The following is a 13,015-nucleotide window of genomic DNA, read 5'->3' on the forward strand; positions in this document are numbered from 1 at the left end:
GCGCCGGTCGGGGGAGACGGTGCGGTGCGGAGCGTCACAGTCGCGGGCGGGATGACAGTGGGCTGTCTCGTCGTTACTATACCGTCTGGACGGTCTGGAAGTTCGGCGCCACCGCGTCGCCCCGGCCGCCCGGAAGACGTGGAAGGACCCCTCGCCGTGACGACCCCCGTGACGACGACCCCGACCGGGACCGCCGCCCAGCACGAGCCCGCGACGCGCGGACCCGCGCGCGGCGCCGCCGGCCGCTGGTTCGCGCTCGCCGTGCTCATGCTCCCGGTGCTGCTCGTGTCGGTCGACAACACCGTGCTCAGCTTCGCGCTGCCCCAGATCTCCGAGTCGCTGCGCCCCACCGGGACGCAGCTGCTGTGGATCATCGACATCTACCCGCTCGTGCTCGCCGGCCTGCTCGTGCCGATGGGCTCGTTCGCCGACCGTGTCGGCCGCCGTCGGCTGCTCCTCACCGGCGCGGTGGGCTTCGCCGCCGTCTCCGTGGTTGCGGCCTACGCGCCCAGCGCCGGAGCGCTCGTCGCGTCGCGCGCCGCGCTCGGCTTCTTCGGCGCCATGCTCATGCCGTCGACGCTCTCGATCCTGCGCAACGTCTTCACCGACCGCGAGGAGCGCCGGCTCGCCATCGCCGTCTGGGCCGCCGGGTTCGCGGCCGGGTCCGCGCTCGGGCCGATCGTCGGCGGCTTCCTCCTCGAGCACTTCTGGTGGGGCTCGGTCTTCCTCCTCGCCGTCCCGGTGCTCGTGCTGCTGCTCGCGCTCGCGCCGTTCTTCGTGCCCGAGTCGCGCGACCCCGCGCCGGGCCGGATCGACGTCCTGTCGATCGTGCTCGTCATGGCGACCATGACCCCGGTTGTCTACGGCATCAAGACCTTCGCGAAGTCCGGCCCGAGCGTGATCGCGCTCGCGAGCGTCGCCGTCGGGCTCGCCGCGGGCGTGCTGTTCGTGCGCCGTCAGCTCCACCGGTCCAACCCCATGATCGACGTGCGCCTCTTCACGCGCGGCGCCTTCAGCGGCGCGGTGCTCGTCAACCTGCTGTCCGTGTTCTCGCTCGTCGGCTTCCTGTTCTTCGTGTCGCAGGACGTCCAGCTCGTGCTCGGGCTCGGCCCGATGCAGGCGGGCGTCGCGCTCCTGCCGGGGCTGGTCGTCATGATCGTCGCCGGGCTCGGCGTCGTCCGGGTGGTGCGGCGCGTGCGCCCGGCGCAGGTCGTCGCCGTCGCGCTGCTGTTCTCCGCGACGGGCTACGCGATCGTCGCCGCGGGCGCCGGGCAGAGCACGCTCGCGCTGCTCATGGTCGCGTTCGTCGTGCTCTCGCTCGGCGTGGGCGCAGCCGAGACCGTGTCGAACGACCTCATCGTGTCGTCCGTCCCCGCCGCGAAGGCGGGTGCCGCGTCCGCGATCTCCGAGACCGCGTACGAGGTGGGCGCCGTGCTCGGCACGGCGGTCCTGGGGAGCATCCTCACGGCGTCGTACCACGCGAACGTCGTCGTCCCGCAGGGCGTCCCCGCGGCCGACGCCGTCGCCGCGGCCGAGACGCTCGGCGGCGCGACCCAGGTCGCCTCGACCCTGCCCGCCGGGCAGGCGCAGGCGCTGCTCGACTCCGCGCACGCCGCGTTCGGCAGCGGCGTCGGCACGACGTCGCTGATCGGCGTGGTGCTCATGCTCGTCGCCGCCGGCGTGGCGCTCGTCACGCTGCGGGGCGCGAAGCCCTGACGACGCGCCGCCGCGCGCGCCCCGCCGCACCCTCGCGGCGGGGCGCGCGGCGCTCGCGGTTGGCGACGAGAGCCGCGATCCGGGAGGCTGGGCGGTGATGAGCCGTCCGCATCGCACCCCGCCCCGCTGGGTCCGCTGGACCCTCGGCATCCTGCTCGCCCTCGTGCCGTGCGTCGTGTGGGGGGTCACGACGGCGACGGCCGAGCGCAGCCTCGGCCCGCACGAGGCGCTGTACGAGGTCACGACGAACGGCCTCGTCACCGTCGACCTCGGCCCGCTCGGGACGATCCAGATCGACTCGCCGCTGCCGCTCGGCCTCGGCGCCGACGTCACGGTCGAGGAGATCCCCGCCGACCTCACGGCCGTCGGGCAGGCGGACACGCTGGAGGGTCTGTCCCAGGACCTCGAGGACTACCTCCGCTTCTTCGGCGGCCCGCAGGAGACGATCGGCTCCGTCGCGCGCGCCCTCGTCGTCGACGCGCTGCGCCGCACGGGGTTCGCGATCCTCGTCGTCGCGGCCGTCGGTGCGGGTCTCTCCCTCCTGCTCGGCCCGCCGCGCCGGCGCGAGCTCAGCGAGCGGGTCGCGCCGCGCACGTACGAGATCACCGCGGGCGTCGTGCTCGTCTCGCTCGTCGGGGCGTCGCTCGTCGCGAGCGACCCGGGCACGACGGCCGGGCCGTCCCAGCGCGCGTCGGCGGTGTTCGACGGGACCCCGCTCGAGGGCGCGCGCATCACGGGCCGGCTCGCGGGCGTCGTCGACACCTACGGCGCGATGCTCATCGACCTCTACCGCGAGAACGAGGACTTCTACGCGCGCGCGGACGCCCACCTCGTCGCGGCCTGGGACCGGCGCGACCGGATCCAGCGCCTCACCGCGCCCGCCGCGGCGGGCCCGTCCGACGACCGGGCCTCCGACGAGCCGTCCGACGGCGCGTCCTCCGACGCCCCCGACGCGACGGGCGACGCCCCGGACGCGACGGAGGGGACGACGTCGGGCACGGACGACGGGGCCGACGCGGGAGCCGACGAGCCCGGCGCGCCCGACGACGGCTCCGACACCGAGACCGACGGCGAGACCGACACCGAGGCGGGCGACGAGCCGACGCCGCGGCCCGCCCCGGCGGCGGAGGAGGACCTCGTCACGCTCCTCGTGGTGAGCGACCTGCACTGCAACACCGGCATGGCCCCGCTCATCCGGACCGCGGTGGAGCGGTCGGGGGCGTCGGTCGTCCTCAACGCCGGCGACACCACGATGAACGGCACGGCCGTCGAGTCGTTCTGCGTCGACTCGTTCGCCTCCGCGGTGCCGAAGGGCGTGACGATGGTCGTCGCCGACGGCAACCACGACAGCGTCGAGACCTCGGCGCAGGAGCGCGCGAACGGCCAGACCGTCCTGGACGGCAAGGTCGTCGAGGTCGAGGGGATCCGCATCCTCGGCGACCGCGACCCGCTCGAGACGCGGCTCGGGCTCGGCAGCCAGCCGCCCCGCGAGGAGACGCCGGAGGAGTACGCGGCCCGGCTGACCGAGGTCGCGTGCGCCGAGCAGGAGGACGGCGACCCGATCGACCTCCTCCTCATCCACACACCCCGCATGGGGAACGAGGCGCTCGACTCCGGCTGCGTCCCGAACCAGGTCTCCGGGCACATGCACACCCGGTCCGGTCCGGAGCGGACGGGCGGGGGCGTCCGGTACGTGAGCGGGAGCACCGCGGGCGCGGTCAAGGACCAGCTCCGCATCGGCCCGCTCAAGGGCACCGCGGAGATGACGGTGCTGCGCTTCGACCCCGAGCGGCGGCGCATCGTCGACTGGCAGCTCGTGCAGATCGGGACGGACGAGTCCGCGAAGGTCTGGCCGCGGATCGCGTGGCCCACGCCGTCGGGCGAGCCGGTCGTCGGGGAGCCCGACGAGGACGGCACCGAGGTCGGCACCGAGAGCGACGTGCCCGACGGCGACGCGCCCGTCGACGCCCCGGCCGGGGGTGAACCCGCGGGCGAGGGCTGAGCCGCTGCGCGTCGGTGCTCGCCGCGCGCTGCGCGGCACGGCAGGATGGGGCGTATGAGCAGGTCGACGCGCTGGATCGTCGTGTCGGTGGTCCTCGCGCTCGTCGTGGTGCTCCTCGCCCCGTTCGTGTACTCGGAGGTGCAGGAGGGCCGCACCCCGCCCCCGCTGGGTCTGCAGTCGCCGGGGGAGGAGACGGCGTCCGCGGCCCCGGCCGCGCCCGGGCCCTTCGACGTGGACGGCGAGTGGGTCGTCGCGCCGGGCTCCGAGGCGGGCTTCCGCGCGGACGTCCTCGACGTCCCGGCGGACGAGGCGGTGCTCCTCGGCACCACGCCGGACGTCACCGGCACGCTGCGCGTCGCGGACGGGGAGCTGCAGACCGCGACGGTGACCGTCGCGACGACCGCGCTCCGGACCGGGTCGTCCGTGGCGGACCGCCAGCTCCAGCAGGCGCTCGAGACGGACCTGTACCCGACCACGCTCTTCTCGCTCACCTCGCCGATCGACGTGAGCGAGCTCGCGGCCACCGAGGAGACGGTCCGGCTCCAGGCCGCGGGGGCGCTGACGATCCGCGACGAGACCCAGGCCGTGACGGTCGCGCTCGACGTGCAGCGGTCGGGCCAGGGGGTGCTCGCGACCGGGGCGATCGGCGTGCGCTTCTCCGACTTCGGCATCGCGGTGCCGCCCGACGCGCCCGTGCAGGTGCGCGACGAGGGGACGGTCGAGGTGCGGCTCGAGCTCGTCCGGTCCGCGACCCCCTGAGCCCCCGCCGGACGCCGTGACCTAGGGTGGTCGGGTGGACCACCCGACCGACCTGACGCCCGTCGCCCAGGACTACCTCAAGGTCGTCTGGGCCGCCCAGGAGTGGGCGGACGAGCGCGTGACGACGAAGCTCCTCGCCGAGCGCATCGGCGTCGGGGCCTCGACCGTCTCCGAGACGGTCCGGCGGCTCAGCGCCCAGGGTCTGCTCGAGCACGCGCCGTACGGCGCGATCACGCTCACCGAGCGCGGCCGCAGCCTCGCGCTCGCGATGGTGCGCCGCCACCGGCTCCTCGAGACGTACCTCGTGTCCGAGCTCGGCTACGGGTGGGACGAGGTCCACGACGAGGCGGAGGTGCTCGAGCACGCGGTCTCCGACCTGCTCATCGAGCGCATCGACGCGCGCCTCGGGCACCCCACGCGCGACCCGCACGGCGACCCGATCCCCGGCGCCGACGGGACCGTCGTCCGCCCGCCCGCGGTCCCGCTCGCGGAGCTCGTCGTCGGCGACCGCGGCACGGTGGTGCGGATCTCCGACGCCGACCCCGACGTGCTGCGCTACCTCGCCGAGATCGGCGTCGGCCTCGACACGGGCGTCGAGGTCCGCGAGCGCCGCGAGTACGCGGGCATCCTCTCGGTCGTCTGGTCGCCGCCGGCGGAGGGCGTCGAGCCGGTGCCGGAAGGCCGCCCGGCGGCGCCCGCCCAGCTCGGTCTGCGCGCGGCGGACCACGTGTGGGTCGTGCGCGCCGAGCCCGTCTCCGCCTAGACTGGTCGCCTGCCCTTCTTCTCGTCGCCGATGTCGCCGACCGGGCTCGAATCGATTCGACAACTCCGCTCCGAGCCGCTCGCCCGACCATCCCGACCGACGCACGAGGACACCCATGACCGACGCCACCCCGTCCGCACCGCCGTCGGACGCCCCTGAGCCGCGCGACGCCGGCCGCTTGCGCGACGCCGGTCGCCTGCGCGGCGCCGGGCCCGCGCTGCTCGCGCTCGCGATGGGCGGCTTCACCATCGGGACGACCGAGTTCGCGACCATGGGGCTCCTGTCCGACATCGCGACCGACCTCGGCACGTCCATCCCGACCGCCGGCCACGCGATCACGGCCTACGCCGTCGGGGTCGTCGTCGGTGCGCCGCTGCTCACCGTCGCCGCGGCACGCGTGCCGCGCAAGACGCTCCTCCTCGCGCTCATGGCGTTCTACACGCTCGGGAACCTCTTCTCCGCCACGGCAGGGAGCATCGAGACCCTCGTCGCCGGGCGCTTCCTCGCCGGGCTGCCGCACGGCGCGTTCTTCGGCGTCGGGGCGGCGGTGGGCGCGGCCGTCGCGGGTCCTGGCCGCCGGGGCCGCGCCGTCGCGACGATGATGGCGGGCCTGACGATCGCCAACGTCGTGGGCGTCCCCCTCTCCACGTTCGCCGGGCAGCAGCTCGGCTGGCGGGCCGCGTTCGTCGTGGTCGGGGCGCTCGGGCTCGTGACGCTCCTGGCGCTGTGGCGGCTGATCCCCGCCGGGGCGGGCAACGAGGACACGAGCGTGCGGCGCGAGCTCGGCGCCCTGCGCAACGGCCCGCTGTGGACGGGTTTCGTCGGCGCCGCGATCGGGTTCGGCGGCATGTTCGCCGTGTACTCCTACGTCGAGCCGACCGTCACGCGCGTCACCGGGCTCGCGTCCGGCGCGGTGCCGCTCGTGCTCGCGATCTTCGGCGTCGGCATGACCGTCGGGACGGTGCTCGGCGGCCGGCTCGCCGACCGCTCGGTGATGCGCACCGTGTACCTCGGGTTCGTGTCGACCGGGGCGATGCTCGCCCTCTTCGCGCTCACCGGGCAGCACCCCGTCCCGGCCGTGCTGTCGCTGTTCCTCCTCGGCGTCACGTCGCAGATCCTCGGCCTGTCGCTCCAGACGCGGCTCATGGACCTGTCGCCGTCGGCGCCGTCGCTCGGTGCGGCGCTGTGCCACTCCGCGCTCAACGTCGGCAACGCCAACGGGGCGTTCCTCGGCGGGCTCGTCATCGCCGCCGGCTGGGGCTACCTCGCGCCCGCCTGGACGGGCGTCGTGCTCACCGTGGCCGGCCTCACCATCATCCTCGTCGCCGGTCGCCGCCCCGCGGGCGTCGTGGTCGCCCCGCTGCCCGACGACGCGCACGCGCCGTCGGCGGCCGTCGCGCCGCCGCGGTAGCCCGCCGACCGACCGAGGTGGCGCCCGTGCGGTGGTCCGGTGTCTCCCAGCCAGGTCCCAGCGGGGCGCGGTAGGTTGTGCCGTGCGCGCACCGCCGTGCGCGCCGTCACGTCCGGCGGGAGCCGGTGACCCACGAGGAGCGTCCCCGTGAGCAAGAGCGCCACCGCCGGTGCGAACGTGTCCGCCGGGCCCGACGACGAGCTGCTGCCCGCGTCCGGCCCCCGCCCGATCAGGCCGCGCACGATGGGCTGGCTGCTCGTCGTGCTGGGCGCGATCGGCCTCGCCGGCTCGGCGGCGCTCGCGATCGAGAAGTACCTCAAGCTCGCCGACCCGGGTCACGTCGCCTCGTGCAGCGTCAACGCCCTGCTCGACTGCGGCGACGCGATGGACTCGTGGCAGGGCGCGCTCCTGGGCTTCCCCAACCCATTGCTCGGGATCGCGGCGTTCCCCGTGGTGATCACCACGGGCGTGGTCCTGCTGGCGGGCGCCCGCCTGCCGCGCTGGTACTGGCTCGCACTCCTCGGCGGGACGACGCTCGGCATGGGCCTGATCGTCTTCCTCATGTGGACGACGATGTACGCGATCTCCGCGATGTGCCCCTACTGCATGGTCGTGTGGTTCGCCATGATCCCGCTGTTCTGGTACCAGGTGGTCCACGCCGTGCAGGAGGGCTACCTGCCCGCGGGCGAGGGCGTGCGCCGCACCCTCGTCCGCAACCGGAACCTGTTCCTGGCGATCGCCTACGTCGCGCTCGTCGCGTGGATCGTGCTGGTCAAGGGCCCGATCATCGTCTCGCTGTTCTGACCGGCGCCGCCGCGCCGGTGGTGCCGTGTCGCGTCAGCGCCAGGCCGGCTGGTCCGGCGCGGCGTCCTGCGGGTAGCCGTGGCCGCCCGGCTGCGGGGGAGCGGACGGCCCGCCCTGGGCCTGGTGGGCGGACTGCGCCGTCGCGCCGGGCTGGCCCGCGGCGAGCGGGCTGACGACGACGGCCGTGCCGTACGCGCACACCTCCGAGAACGACGCCGCGATCTCGCCGGTGTCGAAGCGCATCCCGACGACGGCGTTGGCCCCGCGGCGCTGCGCCTCCTGCACCATGCGGTGCATGACCTCCTGGCGCGACTCGTAGACGAGCTGCGTGTACTCCTTGACCTCCCCGCCCCCGATCGAGCGGAAGGACGCGACGAAGTTCGCCCCGAGGTTGGCGCTGCGCACGGTCATGCCCATGACCTCGCCGAGCACCGCGTCGATGCGGTAGCCGGGCACGTCGTTGGTCGTCACGATGATCACGCCGCACATCCTCGCACGGGGCGGACGGCCGCCGTCGGGCCGTGCGACGGCCGGTAAACTCGGCCGGGTGACCACGCCTGACACGACCTCGATCCCGCACGCCCCGGACGCCCCCGCCGCGGGCGGCCCCGCCCACCGCTACACGCCGGCGCTCGCGGAGCAGATCGAGCTCAAGTGGCAGGAGCTCTGGGAGCAGCGCGGCACGTTCTGGGCCGCGAACCCCACGGGCGACCTGACGGACGGCGAGGGCGACGGCCCCGAGGGCGCGAGCCCGTACTTCATCATGGACATGTTCCCGTACCCGTCGGGCGCGGGCCTGCACGTGGGGCACCCCCTCGGGTACATCGCGACGGACGTCGTGGGCCGGTTCCGGCGCATGCGCGGCGAGAACGTGCTGCACGCCCTCGGCTACGACGCGTTCGGCCTGCCCGCCGAACAGTACGCGGTGCAGACGGGGCAGCACCCGCGCGTGACCACCGAGGCGAACATCGCCAACATGCGCCGGCAGCTGCGCCGCCTCGGGCTCGCGCACGACTCGCGCCGCACGTTCGCGACGATCGACCCCGAGTACGTGCGCTGGACGCAGTGGATCTTCCTGCAGATCTTCGACTCCTGGTACGACCCCGAGGCGCTGCGTCCCGACGGCGGTCGTGGCCGCGCGCGCCGCATCGCCGAGCTCGAGGCCGAGCTCGCGTCGGGCGCGCGCCCGGTGCCGGGCGGCGTCGAGGGCGTCGAGGCGGGGGCCGGCTGGGCGAGCCTCACGCCCCAGCAGCGCCGCGCCGTCGTCGACTCGCAGCGCCTCGCGTACGTGGACGAGTCTCCCGTGAACTGGGCCCCCGGCCTGGGCACGGTCCTGGCGAACGAGGAGGTCACCGCCGACGGCCGCTCGGAGCGCGGGAACTTCCCCGTGTTCCAGCGCAGCCTGCGCCAGTGGAAGATGCGCATCACCGCGTACGCCGACCGCCTCGCGGACGACCTGGACCTCATCGACTGGCCCGAGAAGGTCACGGCGATGCAGCGCAACTGGATCGGTCGCAGCGAGGGCGCGCTCGTGCGGTTCGCCGTGCTCGGCACGCCTGACGGGGCGAACGACGCCGCGGCGGAGTCCGGCGCGGAGGTCGAGGTCTTCACGACGCGCCCCGACACGCTGTTCGGCGCGACGTTCATGGTCGTCTCGCCCGAGCACACGCTGCTCGACGAGGTCCCGGCGCACTGGCCGGACGGCACGTCGAGCGCGTGGACGGGCGGGCACCGCTCGCCGGTCGAGGCCGTCGCGGCGTACCGCCGCGAGGCCGCCGCGAAGACCGCCGTCGAGCGCCAGGCCGACGCCGGCAAGAAGACCGGCGTGTTCACGGGGCACCTCGCCGTGAACCCCGTGAATGGCCAGGCGATCCCGGTCTTCACCGCCGACTACGTGCTCATGGGCTACGGCACGGGCGCGATCATGGCCGTCCCCGGCGGCGACGAGCGCGACTTCGCGTTCGCCGAGGCGTTCGGGCTGCCGGTCGTGCGCACGGTCGAGCCCGCGGACGGGCTGCCGGAGGACTTCACGGGCCCGTACACGGGCGACGGCGTGGTCGTCGGCTCGGCCAACGACGAGATCTCGCTCGACGGGCTCGACGTGCCGGAGGCGAAGCGCCGCATCACCGAGTGGCTCGTGGGCAAGGGCATCGGCGAGGGCACGACGACGTACCGCCTGCGCGACTGGCTGTTCAGCCGCCAGCGCTACTGGGGCGAGCCGTTCCCCATCGTGTGGGACGAGAACGACCAGCCCGTCGCGATCCCGGACGCGCTGCTGCCCGTCGACCTGCCGGACGTCCCCGACTACGCGCCCCGCACGTTCGACGCGGACGACGCCGACTCGTCGCCCGAGGCGCCGCTGGGCCGCAACGACGAGTGGGTCAACGTCACGCTCGACCTCGGCGACGGGCCGAAGCAGTACCGCCGCGACACGAACACGATGCCCAACTGGGCCGGGTCGTGCTGGTACTACCTGCGCTACCTCGACCCGCAGTGGGACGGCGGCGACCAGGACACGGTCGTCGACCCCGAGCTCGAGCGCTACTGGATGGGCCCGGAGCACAACCCGAGCGCGGGCCGCGCCGGGGGCGTGGACCTGTATGTCGGCGGTGTCGAGCACGCCGTGCTGCACCTGCTCTACGCGCGGTTCTGGCACAAGGTCCTCTACGACCTGGGCCACGTGTCGAGCGTCGAGCCGTTCCACAAGCTCTTCAACCAGGGCTACGTCCAGGCGTACGCCTTCACCGACGCGCGCGGCCAGTACGTGCCCGCCACCGAGGTCACGGAGGAGCCCGCGCCCGACGGCTCGGGCGAGGTCGTGTACCGCTGGAACGGCGAGGTCGTGCAGCGCGAGTACGGGAAGATGGGCAAGTCGCTCAAGAACGTCGTCACGCCCGACGAGATGTACGCCGAGTACGGCGCCGACACGTTCCGCGTGTACGAGATGTCGATGGGCCCGCTGGACCTGTCGCGCCCGTGGGAGACGCGCGCCGTCGTCGGGTCGCAGCGGTTCCTGCAGCGTCTGTGGCGCAACGTCGTCTCCGAGGAGACGGGCGAGGTGACGGTCGTCGACGAGCCGGCGTCGCCCGAGACGCTGCGCGCCGTGCACCGGGCGATCGCGGACGTCCGCGTCGAGATGGAGCACATGCGCCCCAACACGGCCATCGCGAAGCTCATCACGCTGAACAACCACCTCACGTCGCTCGACCGCGTGCCGCGCGAGGCCGTCGAGCCGCTCGTGCTCATGACCGCGCCCGTCGCGCCGCACATCGCGGAGGAGCTGTGGGAGCGCCTGGGACACGAGCGCTCGCTCGCGCACGAGCCCTTCCCGACGGCGGACGAGCGCTACCTCGTCGAGGACACCGTGACGTGCATCGTGCAGGTCAAGGGCAAGGTCCGCGGGCGGATCGAGGTGCCGCCGTCGATCTCGGAGGAGGACCTCACGGCGGCCGCGCTCGCCGAGCCGAACGTCGTGCGCGCGATCGACGGCGCCGAGGTCCGCAAGGTGATCGTCCGCGCCCCGAAGCTGGTCAACATCGTCGTCTGACCTCGTTCGCTGAGTGCAGGAGATCGTCGCGTCCCAGGCAGCCGGACGCGACGATCTCCGGCACTCACGGGTCGAGACAGCCGCGCTGGACCGGTCCCGGCGCGACGGTCTCCCGCACCCACCGGGTGGCGGATCAGCGGCGGCGAGTGCCGAAGATGGTGCGGGTGAGCTCGCGGCCGAGCTGGGTGCCCGCCGAGCGGAGGAACGAGTCGAGCGGGCTCGACGACCGCGACCGGGAGGACCCGGACGAGGGCGAGCGCCCCGTCGCGGCCTCGCGCTCGAGCTTCGCCCGCATCTTCTCCAGCTCGGCCTGCTCCTTCTTCGCCTCGCGCTCGGCCTCCTGGGCGGCTTTTTTCGCCGCCTTCTCCTGCGCGGCCGCCTCGGCCTCGGCCGCGTCGGCGGCGGCGCGCGCCGCCGCCTGCTCCTGGACGCGCACCTGGAGGAGCTCGAACGCGGACTCGGCGTCGACGGCGGTGCCGTACCGGGCCGTCGCGGGCGACGCCGCCACGATGCCGTCGAGCACGGACGCCGGCGCGGGATCCATCGACGACTGCGGCGCACGGACCCGTGTCCACGCCACCGGGGCGGGCGCGCCCTTCTCGGTGAGCACCGTGACGACGGCCTCGCCCGTCCCCAGCGACTGGAGCAGCCGCTCGAGGTCGTACGGCGACGTGGGGTAGGTGCGCACCGCGGCCCGCAGGGCCGCGGCGTCGTCGGGCGTGAAGGCGCGCAGCGCGTGCTGGACGCGGTTCCCGAGCTGCGCGAGCACGTCGGCGGGGACGTCCTTCGGGCTCTGCGTCACGAAGAACACGCCGACGCCCTTGGACCGCACGAGGCGCACCGTCTGCACCACCTGCTGGAGGAACTCCTTCGACGCGCCCGTGAACAGCAGGTGCGCCTCGTCGAAGAAGAACACGAGCCGCGGCTTCTCGACGTCGCCCACCTCGGGCAGCTCCTGGAACAGGTCGGCGAGCAGCCACATGAGGAAGGTGGAGAACAGTGCCGGACGGTCCTGCACCGCGGGGAGCTCGAGCGCGGAGACGACGCCCCGCCCGTCGGGCGTCGTGTGCAGCAGCTCCGACGTCGCGAACGCCGGCTCGCCGAAGAACACGTCCGCACCCTGCGCCTGGAGCGCTACGATCTCGCGCAGGATCACGCCGGCCGTCGCGCCCGACACGCCGCCGATGCCCCGGAGCTCGGCCTTGCCCTCGTCGGACGTCAGGTACGCGATGGTGGCCTGGAGGTCCTTGAGGTCCAGCAGCGCGAGGCCCTGCGCGTCGGCCCAGTGGAAGATGAGCCCGAGGCTCGACTCCTGCGTCTCGTTGAGGCCGAGCACCTTGGCGAGCAGGAGCGGGCCGAAGTCCGCGACCGTCGTCCGGATCGGCACCCCGGTGCCGAGGCCGCCGAGCGAGTACACCTCGACGGGGTACGCCGTCGGGCTCCAGTCCTGGCCGATCGACGCCGCGCGCTCGACGATCTTCGCGGACGACGTGCCCGGCACGGCGAGCCCCGACAGGTCGCCCTTGACGTCGGCGAGGAACACGGGGACGCCCGCCGCCGACAGGCCCTCCGCCATGCCCTGGAGCGTCTTCGTCTTGCCGGTGCCCGTCGCGCCCGCCACGAGCCCGTGCCGGTTGAGCATCGAGAGCGCGAACCCGACCTGGACGTCGGCGCGGGGGGACGGGTCGCCGCCCTCCGTACCCTCCAGCAGCGCACCGAGCGGGAGCGTGCCGCCGGCGTACGCGTAGCCCGCCGCCACCTGCGCGGCGTACCCGTCGCCGGGGGGCGACGGTGCGTCCCGGGCGGGGCCGGTCGGCGCCGGCTCCGGTGGTGCGTCCGTCGGGGACGGCTCGGCCGCGGGAGCGTCCCCGGGCGGCGCGTCGGCAGGGGTCGCGTCGGTCGAGGGAGCGGAGGCCGGGGGAGCGGGGGCGTCCGGCTCGGGGGCGTCGCCGCGCGCAGCGCCAGGATCTCCGGGTCGGTCGGTGCGTCGTCGCCCATGCCTCGGATCCTAGG

9 protein-coding genes are annotated in these 13,015 nt (G+C 74.3%); 7 read left to right on the forward strand and 2 right to left on the reverse strand.

Going from position 1 to position 13,015, the window contains the following annotated elements; translation table 11 throughout:
• Window positions 1-156 precede the first annotated feature (156 nt).
• The 6 genes from ACI769_RS08350 to ACI769_RS08375 all read left to right on the forward strand — a co-directional run bounded on the left by ACI769_RS08350 (window position 157) and on the right by ACI769_RS08375 (window position 7,455).
• Window positions 157-1,716: an MFS transporter gene (locus tag ACI769_RS08350; protein ID WP_409141465.1), complete on the forward strand. Its 1,560-nt coding sequence runs from the start codon at window positions 157-159 to the stop codon at window positions 1,714-1,716.
• Window positions 1,717-1,813: 97 nt separating this feature from the next.
• The gene (locus ACI769_RS08355; RefSeq protein ID WP_409141466.1) at window positions 1,814-3,718 is read left to right on the forward strand and encodes a metallophosphoesterase; all 1,905 of its coding nucleotides are present in this window, start codon (window positions 1,814-1,816) and stop codon (window positions 3,716-3,718) included.
• Between the two features lie 54 nt (window positions 3,719-3,772).
• Window positions 3,773-4,477, forward strand: a complete 705-nt coding sequence (locus ACI769_RS08360) for a YceI family protein (protein WP_409141467.1) — start codon at window positions 3,773-3,775, stop codon at window positions 4,475-4,477.
• Between the two features lie 34 nt (window positions 4,478-4,511).
• Window positions 4,512-5,240 carry a metal-dependent transcriptional regulator gene (locus ACI769_RS08365; RefSeq protein WP_061266759.1) on the forward strand — a complete coding sequence of 243 codons (729 nt, stop codon included), beginning with the start codon at window positions 4,512-4,514 and terminating at the stop codon, window positions 5,238-5,240.
• A 115-nt stretch (window positions 5,241-5,355) separates the two neighbouring features.
• Window positions 5,356-6,651: an MFS transporter gene (locus tag ACI769_RS08370; RefSeq protein WP_409141468.1), complete on the forward strand. Its 1,296-nt coding sequence runs from the start codon at window positions 5,356-5,358 to the stop codon at window positions 6,649-6,651.
• A gap of 147 nt (window positions 6,652-6,798) precedes the next feature.
• The gene (locus ACI769_RS08375) at window positions 6,799-7,455 is read left to right on the forward strand and encodes a vitamin K epoxide reductase family protein (protein WP_240696681.1); all 657 of its coding nucleotides are present in this window, start codon (window positions 6,799-6,801) and stop codon (window positions 7,453-7,455) included.
• A 33-nt stretch (window positions 7,456-7,488) separates the two neighbouring features.
• Here the strand turns inward: ACI769_RS08375 and ACI769_RS08380 are convergent, their stop codons facing one another.
• Complete coding sequence (locus ACI769_RS08380) at window positions 7,489-7,935, reverse strand: YbjQ family protein (protein WP_051876945.1); 447 nt, start codon at window positions 7,933-7,935, stop codon at window positions 7,489-7,491.
• A gap of 67 nt (window positions 7,936-8,002) precedes the next feature.
• On the opposite strand from ACI769_RS08380, the gene leuS reads away from it, so the two are divergent.
• Window positions 8,003-11,002, forward strand: coding sequence for a leucine--tRNA ligase (gene leuS, locus ACI769_RS08385; protein ID WP_409141469.1), 3,000 nt, complete (start codon window positions 8,003-8,005; stop codon window positions 11,000-11,002).
• Between the two features lie 133 nt (window positions 11,003-11,135).
• Here leuS and ACI769_RS08390 read toward each other — a convergent pair whose 3' ends face one another.
• The gene (locus ACI769_RS08390) at window positions 11,136-12,761 is read right to left on the reverse strand and encodes a helicase HerA-like domain-containing protein (RefSeq protein ID WP_409141470.1); all 1,626 of its coding nucleotides are present in this window, start codon (window positions 12,759-12,761) and stop codon (window positions 11,136-11,138) included.
• Window positions 12,762-13,015: the final 254 nt, after the last annotated feature.

It is taken from the genome of Cellulosimicrobium sp. RS (assembly GCF_046159675.1).
Taxonomy (GTDB): Bacteria; Actinomycetota; Actinomycetes; order Actinomycetales; family Cellulomonadaceae; genus Cellulosimicrobium; species Cellulosimicrobium funkei.